The sequence below is a fragment of the Prevotella sp. CAG:255 genome (assembly GCF_000431195.1).
Taxonomy (GTDB): Bacteria; Bacteroidota; Bacteroidia; order Bacteroidales; family Bacteroidaceae; genus Prevotella; species Prevotella rara.
The window spans coordinates 54,874-71,378 of the sequence record NZ_HF986766.1 but is presented as its reverse complement, the minus strand read 5'-3'; the positions used below and the strand labels follow the sequence as shown (position 1 = coordinate 71,378).

Genomic DNA, 16,505 nt, shown 5'->3' with positions numbered 1-16,505 from the left:
GAAACGCCCCGCAAACAGCTGTTTGCGGGGCGTTTCTTTTTATATGTTTTTCCTTAATCCTAATCTTGATGAAAGCAGTCTGGGCTAAGAAAAATAGTCTGTCATGATTACAGCTTGCTGCCGTAGCACAGGTCGCCGGCATCGCCGAATCCCGGCACGATGTATTTATGCTCGTTCATGCCCGGGTCAACGGCTGCGCACCATATTGTGGTCTTGTCGTCGGGCAGAGTCTTCTTTATGTGGTCTATGCCGTCGGGTGTGGCTATCACGCAGGCTATGTGTATGCGCTTGGGCGTGCCTTTGGTAAGGAAGGCCTTGTAGCCCAGCTCCATCGATCCGCCCGTTGCCAGCATGGGGTCGGCTATGATGAGCGTCTTGCCGTCGATGCTCGGCGTGGCAAGATATTCAACATGTATGCCCACCTCGGTGTGCTCGTTGTCGGTATATTCGCGGTATGCGCTCACAAAGGCGTTTCCTGCATGGTCGAACACGTTGAGGAATCCGTTGTGGAAAGGCAGTCCGGCGCGGAATATCGTGGCAAGGATAATCTTGTCGGCAGGCACGCTGACGCGCGATACGCCCAGGGGCGTGGTTACGTCTTTCGTCTCATATTCGAGCGTCTTGCTTATCTCGTAGGCCATCATCTCGCCCACGCGCGTTATGTTGTTGCGGAACAGCAGGCGGTTCTGCTGATAGTTTACGTCTCTTATCTCTGCCAGATATTGGTTTAAAATCGAGTTGGTTTCGCTAAAATTAATTACTTGCATGCTTTTGTTCTTTTTCTGCAGTCTTTCGTGACTGTATGTTATGTATTTGTGCAAAAGTAAAAATATTTCTCGATTTTTGCAAAGTGCAAATTGCAAAAATACTTCGGGCAGTTTAAATTTTTAATACTTTAACCTAAAAAGACTTTTTATAGGTGTTTTTTATACCCTTCATTGTTGGCTGATAATCGATTTTTTGCTAACTTTGCAGCCGATTTAAGGTAACTATCAGGAACAAATAATTCACTTTTTAATATATTATTAAAATGGCAAAGTTTGATAAGTCAGTTTTAGAAAAGTATGGAATCACAGGTACAACTGAGGTTCTTTACAACCCGTCTTATGAGGTATTGTTTGAGGAAGAGACAAAAGACGGCCTTACGGGTTTTGACAAAGGTCAGGTGACAGAACTCGGTGCAGTAAACGTAATGACAGGTATTTACACCGGACGTTCTCCTAAAGATAAGTTCATCGTAATGGATGAAACTTCAAAGGACACTGTATGGTGGACTTCAGACGAATATAAGAACGACAACAAACCTGCTTCTCAGGAAGCTTGGGCTGCTGTTAAGGAAATAGCAAAGAATGAGCTTTCAAACAAGAAACTCTATGTTATCGACGGTTTCTGCGGTGCCAACAAGGACACACGTATGGCTGTTCGTTTCATCATGGAGGTAGCTTGGCAGGCTCACTTCGTAAAGAACATGTTCATCCGTCCTTCTGAGGAAGAGCTTGAGGACTTTGAGCCTGACTTCGTTGTTTACAACGCTTCTAAGGCTAAGGTTGAAAACTACAAGGAGCTCGGTCTGAACTCAGAGACAGCTGTTGTGTTCAACGTAACTTCAAGAGAGCAGGTTATCATCAACACATGGTATGGTGGTGAGATGAAGAAGGGTATGTTCTCTATGATGAACTACTTCCTGCCGCTGAAGGGCATCGCTTCAATGCACTGCTCTGCTAACTGCGACAAGAACGGCGAGAACACAGCTATCTTCTTCGGTCTGTCTGGTACAGGTAAGACAACTCTGTCTACTGACCCGAAACGTCTGCTTATCGGTGACGACGAGCACGGATGGGACGACAACGGCGTGTTCAACTTCGAAGGTGGATGCTACGCTAAGGTTATCAACCTCGACAAGGAGAGCGAGCCCGATATCTACAACGCTATCCGCCGCGACGCTCTGCTCGAGAACGTAACTGTTGACGCTGAGGGCAAGATCGACTTCACAGACAAGAGCACAACTGAGAACACTCGTGTTTCTTATCCTATCTACCACATCGACAACATCGTTAAGCCTGTTTCTCACGCACCGGCTGCTAAGCAGGTAATCTTCCTGTCAGCTGACGCATTCGGCGTACTGCCTCCTGTATCTATCCTGACTCCGGAGCAGACTAAGTACTACTTCCTCTCAGGATTCACAGCTAAGTTGGCTGGTACAGAGCGTGGTATCACAGAGCCTACTCCTACATTCTCTGCTTGCTTCGGTCAGGCATTCCTCGAGCTGCATCCTACAAAGTATGCTGAGGAGCTGGTTAAGAAGATGGAGAAGAGCGGTGCTAAGGCTTACCTGGTTAACACAGGTTGGAACGGAACTGGCAAGCGTATCTCAATCCGCGACACACGTGGTATCATCGACGCTATCCTCGACGGTTCTATCAACAACGCTCCTACAAAGAAGATACCTATGTTCGACTTCGAGGTTCCGACAGAACTTCCTGGAGTTGATCCTAAGATCCTCGATCCGCGCGACACATACGCTGACGCTGCTGAGTGGGAAGCTAAGGCTAAAGACCTCGCAGGCCGCTTCATCAAGAACTTCGTTAAGTACGAAGGAAATGAGGCTGGTAAGGCTCTCGTAGCTGCAGGTCCGAAACTCTAATTCTGAATAAAATAGATTTAGATATCCTTTTAAGTAGGCGTGCCTTATGGCATGCCTACTTTCTTTTTGTGCCCTGCCGTATGGCCCATGGCTCCCTGCCGTGCAGCGTGCGGTGAGTCTGCCTGACAGCCCCTGATGCCTGTTGGCGGGGTGGGGCAGATGGATAATCCCAAGTCTGCCGTTATTGTTCTGTCTGTATTTTTGCTTAATATTGAGCGGGTCGTAGTTTTCGCCTTTCGCGGTTATGGCAGATTATGTCATGGAAAGACAGACGAAAATGCTTCAATAGAGACAAAAAGACGGCTTGAAGGCATGAATGAACAAAATGGATAAAGCCATATTTGTCATGATGACGATTTGGAGTTATATGAAACAGAAAAGTTTTTCGTATTTACTCGTCACTCATCACGGCGGCATGTTATGCGCTGTATGCCAGACGTTTGCGGTGTGATGAGTTGATGCCCTGACTCATCACATCTACCGCATGGCATCCCGGCGTGATGATTTGCAGACATGGTTCGCTGCGGCTTATGTTGTTGATGGTCAGTAGGTTATGTCGTATTGTCGTGGGTGATGAGCCTTTCTTGAAAACATATTGCATTTTACGGCTTTGCAAAAGCATACCTTTTACGTTCCAAAAGGTGCCCTTTCAGCCTGCAAAAGGCCATGTTTCGGCGTGCCGTTTGCCGTCTTTTGCAAAGCAGGCTGTTTTTGTGGTGCCGGCATTAGGCAAGACATCTTGCTTCTGCGCATTTCACAGTTGTCAACATTTCATGCCATATCCCCTCTGCCTTATATAAATTATGCGGTTGCGCTTTTATTTTTTATCCTGCCGGCACGAAAGAAAAATAAATTCAGTATATTTGTAAAAAAAATATCCCGTGCGTGTCATGGTGCGGCTTCCGCCCTTGTACGCCCCGCGGAGATGAGTTTCTTAAATGTTTAACCTAACCATCTTATCTTAAAATTATGAAACCTGCAATGCTGCTAAAAGCTATTATCAGTGTGTTGTTATTCTCGTCTGTAACTTCGGCTCAGGCTCAGACTGCCCGTCCGTTCAAGGGTGCCTGGTATGCCGACGGACTGTATGTCGACATCGACTTCTACGGAAAGAGCATATCTGACCCTAACTCGATGGACGGCGACCCGTGTGCCGGCATAATAAGAATCAAGCCCGATGACACGTCGATGGCGTATACGATTGAAAACCTTAAGATGAGCGGCAACAGGGCCACGGCCACAGCCTACTTTGCCGAGAAAGACTCCAAGCTCAGCTTCGAGTATATGGCAGACGGCAGTTTGAAGATGACCAGCAGCGACGGCTTCTCGTATGTGGACGACGAACTGAAGAAACTGCCGCAGAATTCGTATGTCCTGCACAGGGCGTCGCCGTTCAACGGTGAATGGAAGCTGGCAAAGGGCGACGGCACGCTGCGCATAAACCTCTACTACAAGAGCATGTATGAGGAAAACGCCGAAGGCGGAAGTGAGATGTGCTACGGAACTATTTATGTTGCATACGGCAACGGAATGAAGGTGGACAACAGCCTGATAAGGGCCCGCAAGATAGAGGGCAACAAGGCTGTGATTGAGTATGTAGGCGGACGCGACGGCAACACTTACCGTGCCGTGCTCGTTTATAACCCGTCAACACGCCAGATTACGGTCAAGTCGCCCGTGTCTGTCGGTGCCTCTGGCGGAGTTAAGGAGAGCTTTGTCGTAGACGGCATGGTGTTCACGCGCCGCTGATGCCGCTGCGTGATAGTCTTTTTGTCCCTTTCAGGGCGGTATGTGCGCCCGGCCTGCATGCGTGTGCATGTGTGGCCGGGCGCGGCTTTTGTCATGTCCTGCCGCAGGCTTTTAGCTCCCGTGCAGGCTGCCGCCGCCCGGTTTCCGTCCGTGCATGCTGCGGCGTGAGGGGGCATGTTCCGTGGCCGTTCGGGCCGTTTTAGGCAGTCGTCCGTCGTACGGCAGCCTGTTTGCGTTGACGAAAAACAAGTGTTTTGATTTAAGTCAAAAAAACAGCTTTTTGATGCAAAAAACAAAGGAAAACGCTTGTGTGTTCGCACACAATGCGCTATCTTTGCTTCGTGTTCGTGAGAATACGTTTTCATAGGTTAGTAGTTTGATAGATTTAAGGTAAAGATTATGTTATTAGATTTTTAATTAAGTGATGTTGGTCTTAAATTTTGTTGATGACCAAAATGTACATCATTAATTTGATTAACACCAACATCAGTTAAGGTTTTGTGAGGTCGGCGTGAGTGATTCATACCGGCCTCTTTTTTATAAAAACTTTAAAAAAACTTATATATGTATATAAAAAGTCCAATTTATTAATAATTTAGACAATAAAGTATTTAAAATCAGGCTTTATTTAAGGAATTCTGATTAAATTTGCAGCTAAAAATAGAAAATATTCAGCGAATGAAACGTATTATCCAGTGTTTGGCAATACTGTTCTCCGGGACATTTTTACTGGCTTCATGCCTTAGTGACGACAACGACAACAATTTTGTATATTATGACGACACCGCCATAACGTCATTTTCTTTAGGTACGGTCAATCAGTATCTTCACACTCTGTCATCCGAAGGAGAGGACAGCGTCTACAAGGTAGAGATTACCGGCAGCAAATACAAATTCTACATCGACCAGCTTAAACGCGAGATTTACAACCCCGACTCTCTGCCCGCAGGCACTGATGCTGCGCACGTGATATGCAACGTAGGAAGCAAGAACTCGGGCATCGTGGTGATAAAGAATGTAGACAGCGACACCCTGTCGTATTACAGCAGCTCTGACTCTGTAGACTTCACACAGCCACGCGAGTTCAGAGTCTATTCGGTAGGCGGAGCATACTATCGTGCCTACAAGGTCAGCGTGAACGTCCATAAGGAAGATCCCGACTCATTCCGCTGGAATGCTCTGCCCGTGGAGCCGCGCTTTACGGCCATGAGCGGCATGAAGGCCGTTACGCTCAACGGCAAGGTGATGCTGTTCGGAAGCAACGGAACGGCAACTACAGCTCTGACAACTGATGCGGCAGGCACATGGACCGCCCTGACTGCGGCAACTCAGCTCGACGCCGACGCTTACAAGAGCGTTATCGTGAAGGACAACATGCTGTATACGCTCAGCAACGGCACCGTGATGACATCTGCCGACGGAACGGCCTGGACAGCAGTGGCAGCCGCTGATATCAGACAGCTTCTTGGCGCAGGCACAAGCAAGATGTATGCCATGGATGCGGCAGGCAGACCCGTAAGCTCTGCCGACAACGGTGCCACATGGACAGCCGACAACATAGTAGGCGACGAGGCAAAGCTGCCCGTGCACAATGCCGGACTTGCCACCTTCGCGCTTAACACAGACAAAAGCTCAGAGCGCATAATAATAGCCGGCAATCCTGCCGACGACGCCTTTACGGCAGACTCTGTGGCTTTCGTGTGGAGCAAGATAGAGGAGTATGCCCCAGGTTCGGAGCAGCACTCATGGATAGAATGCAACGAAGAGAACAGCTATCAGCTGCCGCGCCTGTCTGACCTCAAGATGACACGCTACGGCGACGTGCTCATAGCCATAGGCGGAACAGCGCTCGGCACATGCAAGGAAAAAGCATTCGGAAAGATATATGTAAGCCAGGACAACGGACTGACATGGCATACAGACGACAGCTATGTTATGCCCGAAGGCTTCACCAACGGAACGAGCAACACGTTTGCCATAACGGTTGACGACGAAAACTGCCTTTGGATAATATGCGGCGGCAACGGACAGGTGTGGCGCGGAAGGCTCAACAAGCTGGGATGGGCCGACAACCAGACCTCGTTCACAAAATAACAAAATAACCGTATAATAACAGTTCACCACCCGTAAATGAGAAAAATCCTGCTTTGCATCATTGTCTCGGCGCTGTCGCTTTGTGCAATGGCACAAGACGACAACGAATATAAGATGGAGATTGGTGTGGGTGCAGGCATGGTGGCATACGAGGGCGACTTCAACGGCAACGTGACCAAGAACATGCAGCCCATGGCGTCGCTCATTCTCAGACGTGTAATCAATCCGTACATGGGCCTTAAGCTCGACCTCTCATACGGAAAGCTGAAGGGCAGCTCGGCCGGGCTTGAGACATGGTATCCCGAGTATTCCGACAATCCGGTTGAATTCAGCAACACGCTCATCGACCTCGGAATAACTTATGAATACAACTTCTGGCCTTATGGCACGGGCCGTGAGTACAGAGGAGCCAAGCGCCTCACTCCGTTCATATTCCTCGGACTTGGCGCAACATACGTAAAGGCTGACGCCGACAACGTGTTTACGGCAAACCTTCCGCTCGGCCTGGGCGTGAAATATAAAATAGGGTCGCGGCTGAACCTTGGCCTTGAGTGGGCTGTCCACTTCTCGCTCAGCGACAAGCTCGACGGTGTGGCAGACCCTTACTGCATCAAGAGTTCGGGACTTTTCAAAAATACTGACTGCTATTCGGCTCTGAAGCTGACATTAACCTACAGCTTCATGCCTAAATGTATAACATGTAATAAAGATGACTGAGACTAAGATTGACATGAACCGCATACCGCAGCACATTGCCATCATCATGGACGGCAACGGCAGATGGGCAACTGAGCGCGGCAAGAAGCGCAGCTACGGCCATCAGGCCGGTGTTGAGTCGGTTAGGAAAATCACGTCAGAGTGTGTAAAGCTCGGCGTGAAGTATCTGACGCTTTACACCTTCTCAACCGAAAACTGGAACCGCCCCGCCGATGAGGTGGCCGCACTTATGGGTCTTGTGCTCACGGCTCTTGAGGACGAGATATTCATGAAGAACAATGTGCGTTTCCGCGTTATCGGTGATGTCGACAGGCTTCCGCTACAGGTCAGGGAGAAGCTGGACGAGACAATGGAGCACACCAAGGACAACAGTGCCATGACGATGGTGGTGGCTCTCAGCTACTCTTCAAAGTGGGAGATAACCAACGCCGTAAAGAACATAGCTGCCGAGGTTAAGGACGGACGTCTTGCAATCGACGCAATCGACGAGAATGTCGTGGCAGACCACATGCAGACACGCTTCATGCCCGACCCCGACCTGCTGATACGCACGGGCGGAGAGGTGCGCATATCCAACTATCTGCTCTGGCAGATAGCTTATTCGGAGCTTTATTTCTGCGACACTTACTGGCCCGACTTCGACGAGCAGAGCCTGCATGAGGCCATTGCAAGCTATCAGAAGCGCCAAAGACGCTTCGGCAAGACCGAGGAACAAGTTGAAAACGATAATTAATATTCAAGACAACAGACATATAAGATGAACAGAATAATAGGATGCTTGACACTGCTCGCTGCATTGCTTTTCAGCATTGGGGCTGTAGCGCAGGAAAAGATTGTTAATCCTGAAATCTCTTATGCGGGCACTCCGCGTTCCGGTGTTATCGGCGGAATCGCTGTGTCAGGCGTGGAAGGTTACGAAGATTATATGCTTACGGGTATTTCGGGCCTTACCGTCGGCCAGAAAATAGAGCTTCCGGGTCAGGAGATTACAGAGGCAGTGAAGCGCTATTGGAAGCACGGACTGTTTTCAAACGTGCAGATTGCGGCCGACTCTATCGTAGGCGACAAAATCTATCTGCACTTCTATCTGGCTCTGCGCCCGCGTGTGTCAACCATTAATTATATAGGTGTGAAGAAGTCGGAACGCGAGGACCTTGAGACAAAGCTCGGACTTCTTAAGGGCAACCAGATTACGCCTAACATGATAGACCGTGCTGAGCTGCTGGCCAAAAACTATTTCGACGACAAGGGTTATAAGAATGCTGAGATAAACATACGCCAGCGTGACGACGTTACGGCTAAGAATCAGGTGATACTTGACGTCGAGATTGACAAGAAGGAGAAGATGAAGGTGCGCCAGATTATCATTGAGGGCAACAAGAACCTGAGCGACTCTAAGATTAAGGGCGGACTGTTCACAAAGGGTGCCTTCACCAAGACACACGAGGCCGGCAAGCTGTCGACATTCCTTAAATCGAAGAAATATACCCCCGAACGATATAAGACTGATAAGCAGAACCTTATAGACAAGTATAACGAACTTGGCTACCGCGACGCCACCATCGTTGAAGACAGCGTATGGAACGTTGACGACAAGCATGTCAGCATTTATCTGAAGGTGGACGAAGGAAAGAAATATTATATAAGAAACATAACATGGGTGGGCAACACCGTGTTCTCAACCGACTATCTGAGCCGTCTGCTCGGCATGAAGAAGGGTGATGTGTATAACCAGAAATTCATGCACAAGCGACTCTCTGAAGACGACGACGCTGTGGGCAATGAGTACTGGAACAACGGTTATCTGTTCTACAATCTGCAGCCTACCGAGGTGAACATCGTGGGCGACTCTATCGACCTTGAGATGCGTATCATGGAGGGCAACCAGGCCCACATCAGCCGTGTGCGCATCAACGGTAACACCCGTGTGTATGAAAACGTTGTGCGCCGTGAGCTGAGAACAAAGCCGGGCGACCTCTTCTCGAAGGAGGCCTTGATGCGTTCGGCACGTGAAATGGCGTCTATGGGACACTTCGACCCTGAGCAGATCAATCCGGATGTAAGACCTAACTATGAAGACGGAACCGTTGACATCAACTGGGATCTTGTTCAGAAGTCTAACGACCAGGTTGAGTTCTCGCTCGGTTGGGGACAGACCGGTGTCATCGGACGTATCGGCTTGAAGCTCAACAACTTCTCAATGGCCAACCTCTTCAACAAGAATAAGGAGCACCGCGGCATATTGCCCGTCGGCGACGGTGAGGTGCTTTCTATCGGAGCGCAGACCAACGGTACGTATTATCAGTCGTACAACGCATCTTACTCAACCAACTGGTTTGGCGGAAAGCGTCCTATACAGTTCACTGTCGGAGCTTACTTCTCTAAGCAGACCGACGTGTCGAGCAACTATTACAACAGCGCCTACATGAATAATTATTATAACTACCTTTACGGTTACGGAAACAGTTACAATAATTATTATGAAAACTTCTACGACCCAGACAAATATGTCAAGCTGCTCGGTGTGTCAGTGGGATGGGGTAAGCGTCTGCGCTGGCCTGACGACTACTTCCAGTTGTCTGTCGAGCTGGCCTATCAGCGCTATATGCTGAAGAACTGGCAGTACTTTATCGTTACTAACGGTAACTGTAACAACCTTAATCTTGGCATCACCCTGTCGCGTGTATCTACCGACAACCAGCTCTTCCCGCGCCGCGGTTCAGAGTTCATGGCATCGCTCACAATCACTCCGCCTTGGTCAGCGTTCGATCATAAGGACTACAAGAACCTTGCCGTCAATCCGGAGTCGCCGACATACACAGCCGAGCAGCAGGAGAAATACCGCTGGGTTGAGTATCACAAGTGGAAGTTCCGCGCCAAGACATATACCGCACTTACCAACGGACAGAAGTGTTTCGTGCTCATGACCCGCGTAGAGTTCGGTCTGCTCGGTTCTTACAACAAGTATAAGAAATCGCCTTTCGAAACCTACTATATGGGTGGTGACGGTATGAGCGGCTACTCAACAGGTTATGCCGAAGAAACTATCGGCTTGCGCGGATACGACAACGGTAGCCTCACTCCTTACGGATATGAGGGCTATGCCTACGACCGCTTCACGCTTGAGCTTCGTTATCCTTTCCTGCTCGGCAACACCACGATCTATGGTCTTGGATTCCTTGAGGCAGGTAACGCATGGAACGACACCAAGGACTTCAACCCGTTCGACATGAAGCGTTCAGCCGGTATCGGTGTCCGCATCTTCTTGCCGATGGTAGGTCTTATGGGTATCGACTGGGCTTACGGCTTCGACAAGGTGTTCGGCACACGCGGCGGCTCACAGTTCCACTTCATCCTCGGACAGGAATTCTAATGGCTTAGATGCCGAATGTCAAGATAAAGAGAGTTAATAAATTGGCCGTCAGGACATATAGGCGTATCTGTCACGTCGGTTTTGTCAGTTTAATTTATAATAAGGAGAAGAAAGTATGAAGAAGATATTGATGATGTTTGCCATGCTGGCCGTTGCATTTACGGCCAGTGCGCAGAAGTTTGCTCTTGTCGACATGGAGTATATCCTGAAGAACATCCCTGCCTATGAGCGTGCCAACGAGCAGCTCACCCAGGTGGCCAAGAAGTGGCAGGCAGAGGTGGACGCCCTCAACACAGAGGCTCAGACCATGTACAAGAACTATCAGAACGAGGTGGTGTTCCTCTCTCAGGAGCAGAAGAAGGAGCGCCAGGAGGCCATAATGAACAAGGAGAAGGAGGCCAGCGAGCTTAAGCGCAAGTATTTTGGACCGGAGGGCGAGCTCTTCAAGAAGCGCACCAGTCTGATGACTCCGATTCAGGAGGAAATCTACAACGCGGTGAAGGACATTGCCGACCTGCGCGGATATTCGCTCATACTCGACCGTGCGTCAGACACAAGCATCATTTTCGGCTCGCCGAAGATAGACATAAGCAACGAAGTGCTGTCGAAGTTGGGCTATTCTAACTAATGTCTTGTGTTTGAACAAGATATGGCCGGCGCCTGAAATTAAAATAAAAGCGCATTTCACACTCTTTTATTTTGTAGTTCTCGCTGCTTGCATTATCTTTGCAGACAAATAATAAACATTTAAATATAAAAATTGCAATTAAGAAATGAAAAAACTAGTTTTAATGTTGTTGCTGTGCGCACCTCTGACATTGTTTGCCCAGAACGCTAAGTTCGGACATGTTGACGCACAGGCTATCATGCAGAGCCTTCCCGAATTCATCAAGGCCCGCGGCGAGCTTGAAGCTCAGTCTAAGCAGTATGAGAATGATATGAAGGCCATGCAGGACGAAATTCAGAAAAAGTCTGACGAGTATGACCGTACAAAGAGCACAATGAACGAGACAAAGCGTCAGGAGACAGAGGCTTCACTGCAGCAGCTGTTCCAGAAATATCAGCAGGCTCTGCAGGACAACCAGCAGGCTCTGCAGAAAGCTCAGCAGGAGAAGATGCAGCCTATCATGACCAAGATAATGACTGCCATAAAGAATGTAGGCAAGAACGGCGGATATGTTTACATCATGGACGTATCGGGCGGCATACCTTACATCAGCGACACTCTGAGCAAGGATGTTACGGCAGATGTGAAAGCTGAAATGAATAAACTGAAATAATTAAACACTATAACGAGCGCTGCTTTCCATCAGGGAGGCGGCGCTTTTGACTTTTTAACTATGCCTCTATGAAGAAACTTATTCTTTTTTTGTTGTTGCTCCTGCCGGCTGCCATGGCCGACGCACAGGTTAAGTTTGGTTATTTAAGCTATAGCGAGGCCATCAAGGCAATGCCCGGCTATGCCGACATGCAGAAGAGTCTGGCTGAGCTTAAGCGTCAGTATGCCAACGAGACAAAGCGCTCTGAAGAAGAGTTCAACCAGAAATATGAGGCGTTTCTTGAGGGTCAGAAAGACTTTGCGCCTTCAATTCTGAAGAAAAGACAATATGAGTTGCAGGAGCTTCTCAACAACAGCGTGTCTTTCAAGAAAGAAGCTGCCCGCCTGCTCGAGCAGGCCGAGGCCGACATGTATGCGCCTCTGAAGAAGCGTCTTAACGAAATATTGCGTCAGGTTGGCCGCGAGCGCGGATATGCCTTTATCCTCAACACCGACAACGACGCCGTGCCGTATATCGACACTACGAGCGGTGAGGATATAAGCTCGCTGGTGCGCAACATGTTTACATACTTGGAGAAATAGCAGCATGCCGGCTCAGGCCGTGCATGCCGTACAGTTATTTGTCATGCCGGCATGTCTTTGAGGTTCTGCCTTATGGCCTCAGACGTGCGTGGCTGATGTCTTTTTCAGGCCGGAGCCGTGCGCCTTGTGTGGCAGGTCCGGCCTTATTTCCACGGCTGTATGCCCGTGTGCCACCGGCTTAATTTGTCAGCAGCGCATTTGCAGGCAGCCTTCAACGTATAAAATATCAGTGCTTATGCAGCTTTCAGAAAAACCAGGCCCTATAGGAGTGTTCGATTCGGGTTACGGCGGACTTACCATCCTGCATCAGATGCGCAACATTCTGCCTCATTATGATTATCTTTATCTTGGCGACAACGCACGTGCGCCTTACGGAGCGCGCTCGTTCGACGTGGTTTACCAGTTTACGCGGCAGGCTGTCATGAAGCTTTTCAGCATGGGCTGTCATCTCGTAATCCTGGCATGCAACACGGCTTCGGCCAAGGCCCTGCGCTCCATTCAGCAGAACGACCTGCCCTCTCTCGACCCAAACCGCCGTGTGCTGGGCATCATACGTCCCACGGCCGAGTGTATAGGCAGCATCACTCAGAGCCGCCACGTGGGCATCGTTGCCACCGAGGGAACAATAAAGAGCGAGAGCTATGTGCTCGAGATAAACAAGCTATTTCCCGACATCACCGTTACGGGCGAGCCTTGCCCAATGTGGGTTCCGCTTGTGGAGAACAACGAGTACGACGGTCCGGGTGCCGACTATTTTGTAAAGAAGCGCATTGAGAACCTCATGATACGCGACCCGCAGATCGACTCAATCATCCTCGGCTGCACTCACTATCCGTTGCTGCTCAACAAGATTCTGAAGTATACGCCGCGCGGTGTCAAGATTGTTCCGCAGGGCGAGTATGTGTCCAACAGCCTTAAAGACTACTTTGTGCGCCATCCCGACATTGAGGCAAAGTGTACAAAGAACGGCTTGTGCCATTATCTCACCACGGAGAACACCGACAAGTTCCGCGAGTCGGCCCAGCTCTTCCTGCATGAGCGGGTTGACGTAGAGAACATCACGCTGGGATAAATCCGCAGGCTTGCCTCATCTGCGGCTTACGGTCTTTTGTTCAGTTCTTAATAACATACCGTTCAGGGCGGCATGCTGCAATGTTTTTCCAGCAGCGTGCCGCCCTGAATCTTTCCCGTCTGTTTCGCCGTTGCTGCAATCTGCTCCTGTGTCATCCGTCACGATTTACCCTTAAAAACACAAGGCTTCTGCATGATATTTATAAGCGTTTTTTCTCTGTGTTGCCGGCGCCCGTGCCTCTGTATCGGTCACGTGTTACGTTGAAGTTGTACTGCAGTGTGAACATCAGGCATCGCATGTCGCTGAAATTCCTTTGCTTAAGGGTTACGGCATTGTTGTATAGAGTAAGATTCTGGCGTGAGCCGTTGAATATGTCGCGTGCCTCAAGTGTCATGCTAAGTCTGTTTTTGCAGAAATCCTTGTATAGCTTTGCATTTATGTATGAAGAATGTGCCGCATAGATATTTCTGTCATTTCCCGCAGTTGTAAACTGGCAGTCGATGTTCAGCCAGATGTCCATTGGCAGATGTATCGCATTTTGCCATTGCACAATGCCTATGGGCTTGTTCATGCTTTTGCTGTTGCCGTTGACCACAATGTCAAACCACTGCGTAAACATTCCCACATTTACACGCGGCTGCCATATCCCAAGCCTGAACTGTCCGCCCATAAATGCCTGCACGAAGTGCCTTCTACTGAAGTTTTCATAAGTAAGTATGGTTATCTCTCCGTCGTTGCTGTATGGCCTGGTGGTATTTACAATGGGATTGTCAAAATAGGTATAGGCCACCTGTGCAAAATAGTTCCTCCACACCATTCTGTATTCCATGTTGTGCAGTCTTGTTGGCTGTAGGCGCGGATTGCCCGACTCGTACGTCATTCTGTTAAGATATGAAATATTGGCATTCAGCGCCGAATAGCCCGGCCTTTTCACCCTGTTGCCATATGATAGCGACATCTGCAGGTCGCCCAGTCTTGTGTTGGCATTGAATGAAGGGAAGATGTTGTTATAGGTCCGGCTGAGGTTGTTTTCAGACCGAGAATGCTCAAAATAGTCATAGTTTACATGTTCATACCTCAGTCCCGCACCGATGCTTATCCGGCCTAACTGCTGCATTATCTCAACAAAGCAGGCTATATTACTTTCCTTTATCGTTGAATGACTGCTGTTGAGGTTGGCATATTCAGTATTGAAGCGGTTGTCTGTGCTGGATCTTGTATATTCCTCGCCCAATGTCAAGACACCTTTCCCTACAGGATAGCTTAATGCCAGTTTCTCGGCAGCCATGCTGGTCTTGCGCTTGCTGTATGTCGTTATGTAGCGGTCTTCCTGCATCAGACTTGTCTCTTCATTTGTGGTCTGCTGCGTTCCTCTGTTCCAGATGTAATCGGCATTGAAGTCGATGCTTAGTTTGTTTATCTGTCCGTTGTAATAAATGTTCGCCGCATGCCTTGGAGTGTTCTCCGATATGTCGTCGGCATCAGTGCTCCAACTGTCGTAAAACGTTCCGTTTTCAGACACATCGCTTTCAATAAACGACCTTATTTCATTCTTTGCATATTCGTTCTGATAAAAGGCTCCTATGTAATGGCCGCTGCTGATTGTCCATGAAAAGCCCAATTTGCCTGAAAAGCCTTTATAATGCCTGGTGTTGGCCGTGGCGAGCTGCTGGTTCCATTCAGATTTTGTAACAGTAGCCATGTCTGTAAACTTCTTCTCCCTGTTTCTGCCCATATCGTATGTCAATGTGGAGAATACTTCAAAACCTCCTGCACGGTATTTAAGGTTCATCATGTTGCCACTTTGAAAGTAATGTCTGAATCCGTCTTCCGACCTGAACGTGCCGCTCCATCCGTCGCCCTGTGGCTTTTTCGTGCGGATGCGTATTACGGCCTTTGCATCTGCCGCATAAGATGAGCCTGGATTGCTTATCACCTCCACATTCCGGATATTGCCGGACAATAGTGTTGATAATTCCTGCAAGTCGTTGATCTTACGTCCGTTGATATAAACGTCAGGTGTCCCCTTGCCAAATATTTCCAGATTGCCGTTGGTTTCAACAACCATTGGAATCTGTCTGAGCACATCTTTTGCCGTTCCTGCCTTGGCCAGGATGCTGTTCTCCACATTCGTTACCAGAGCGTTTCCCTTCAGATAAGTTTTAGAGGCGTTGCCTTTTATCACCACATTCTCCAGCATGGTGTTGGCTGAGGCCGTCATCATGATGTCGCCCAGTTCGCCGTCAGGAGTGATGTCGACATATCTTGAGTCGAAACCCACGTATGACAGTCTTAGCCTTAATCCCTGCGCTGCGTCGTATGACAGACAGAAACAGCCGTTGCCGTCGGTAATAACTCCGTCGACAAATGCAGAATCATGAAGAAGTACCACATTTACAAATTCCATAGGCACACCGTCTGTATCGGTAACACGGCCTTTTATGTCCTTGCCGGATAATGAGGATAAGGCAAGGCCTGCTGCCACAATCAATGTGAAACGTTTCCTTATGTTCATTGCTTCTCAATCTCCTTCCATTCAATTATTCTGTCTTTTTCTCCGTTGCATACCACATGGGCTGTATGCATTTCTTTTACGCCATTTACTGAAACCACACAGTAAGTTACGTTGCAGGCGAAACGCAGCTCGCCGTTTTCCTTATAGTCTTTACATAAGAATCTGCTGCCGAGTTCAACCTTCTCTCCCTTGGCAAGTGTGGTCTGCACATGGCTTACTACCGCCTCTTCAAAACTTCTGTTGGTCCTGTTGCCGTGTCCGGGCAGATGCAGTTGTCCGGCGGATGCAAGCACAATAAGCATGATGACCAACAGGCTGCCTGCTGTTTTTACAAATCTGCTTTTTTTCATTATGGTTCTTCTCCGTTTTGTTGATATTATGGTTTGCCGTCAGAGGCCGGGCGTCATGACAATATGCCCCATGCGCCCTTTATGGATTTAGACTTCTGACGATGCAAAGTTACAGCGAAGAAGAACCTTA

At 48.8% G+C, this 16,505-nt stretch carries 14 protein-coding genes; 10 read left to right on the top strand and 4 right to left on the bottom strand.

Annotated features, from left to right (window positions below; all coding sequences use genetic code 11):
- Positions 1-107 precede the first annotated feature (107 nt).
- A complete protein-coding gene (gene upp / locus QVO66_RS01245; protein WP_125105231.1) occupies positions 108-767 on the bottom strand; it encodes a uracil phosphoribosyltransferase in 660 nt (219 codons plus the stop codon).
- Positions 768-1,030: 263 nt separating this feature from the next.
- Between upp and pckA the strand changes: the two genes are divergently transcribed.
- On the top strand, positions 1,031-2,644 hold the full coding sequence (pckA, locus tag QVO66_RS01240; RefSeq protein WP_021853553.1) for a phosphoenolpyruvate carboxykinase (ATP): 1,614 nt from the start codon (positions 1,031-1,033) through the stop codon (positions 2,642-2,644).
- Between the two features lie 418 nt (positions 2,645-3,062).
- Here pckA and QVO66_RS01235 read toward each other — a convergent pair whose 3' ends face one another.
- Entirely contained in the window at positions 3,063-3,245 is a 183-nt protein-coding gene (locus tag QVO66_RS01235; protein ID WP_288172418.1) for a hypothetical protein, read from the bottom strand.
- A 368-nt stretch (positions 3,246-3,613) separates the two neighbouring features.
- Between QVO66_RS01235 and QVO66_RS01230 the strand changes: the two genes are divergently transcribed.
- The 9 genes from QVO66_RS01230 (at position 3,614) to murI (ending at position 13,510) form a co-directional block, all read left to right on the top strand.
- Entirely contained in the window at positions 3,614-4,393 is a 780-nt protein-coding gene (locus tag QVO66_RS01230) for a hypothetical protein (RefSeq protein WP_288172417.1), read from the top strand.
- Between the two features lie 678 nt (positions 4,394-5,071).
- Complete coding sequence (locus QVO66_RS01225) at positions 5,072-6,487, top strand: DUF6242 domain-containing protein (protein WP_021853549.1); 1,416 nt, start codon at positions 5,072-5,074, stop codon at positions 6,485-6,487.
- Positions 6,488-6,523: 36 nt separating this feature from the next.
- Positions 6,524-7,204, top strand: a complete 681-nt coding sequence (locus tag QVO66_RS01220) for a DUF6089 family protein (RefSeq protein ID WP_021853548.1) — start codon at positions 6,524-6,526, stop codon at positions 7,202-7,204.
- Positions 7,197-7,937: an isoprenyl transferase gene (locus QVO66_RS01215; protein ID WP_021853547.1), complete on the top strand. Its 741-nt coding sequence runs from the start codon at positions 7,197-7,199 to the stop codon at positions 7,935-7,937. The genes QVO66_RS01220 and QVO66_RS01215 overlap by 8 nt, the downstream gene beginning before the upstream one ends.
- Positions 7,938-7,961: 24 nt before the next feature.
- Complete coding sequence (locus QVO66_RS01210) at positions 7,962-10,577, top strand: BamA/OMP85 family outer membrane protein (RefSeq protein ID WP_021853546.1); 2,616 nt, start codon at positions 7,962-7,964, stop codon at positions 10,575-10,577.
- Between the two features lie 115 nt (positions 10,578-10,692).
- A complete protein-coding gene (locus QVO66_RS01205; RefSeq protein WP_021853545.1) occupies positions 10,693-11,205 on the top strand; it encodes an OmpH family outer membrane protein in 513 nt (170 codons plus the stop codon).
- Positions 11,206-11,350: 145 nt separating this feature from the next.
- Entirely contained in the window at positions 11,351-11,857 is a 507-nt protein-coding gene (locus QVO66_RS01200) for an OmpH family outer membrane protein (RefSeq protein ID WP_021853544.1), read from the top strand.
- Between the two features lie 68 nt (positions 11,858-11,925).
- The gene (locus tag QVO66_RS01195; RefSeq protein ID WP_021853543.1) at positions 11,926-12,438 is read left to right on the top strand and encodes an OmpH family outer membrane protein; all 513 of its coding nucleotides are present in this window, start codon (positions 11,926-11,928) and stop codon (positions 12,436-12,438) included.
- Between the two features lie 235 nt (positions 12,439-12,673).
- The gene (murI, locus tag QVO66_RS01190) at positions 12,674-13,510 is read left to right on the top strand and encodes a glutamate racemase (protein ID WP_021853542.1); all 837 of its coding nucleotides are present in this window, start codon (positions 12,674-12,676) and stop codon (positions 13,508-13,510) included.
- 199 nt (positions 13,511-13,709) lie between these two features.
- Here the strand turns inward: murI and QVO66_RS01185 are convergent, their stop codons facing one another.
- Positions 13,710-16,025: an outer membrane beta-barrel family protein gene (locus tag QVO66_RS01185; RefSeq protein WP_021853541.1), complete on the bottom strand. Its 2,316-nt coding sequence runs from the start codon at positions 16,023-16,025 to the stop codon at positions 13,710-13,712.
- Complete coding sequence (locus QVO66_RS01180; protein ID WP_021853540.1) at positions 16,022-16,375, bottom strand: hypothetical protein; 354 nt, start codon at positions 16,373-16,375, stop codon at positions 16,022-16,024. Before QVO66_RS01180 ends, QVO66_RS01185 begins: the two co-directional genes overlap by 4 nt.
- Positions 16,376-16,505 lie beyond the last annotated feature (130 nt).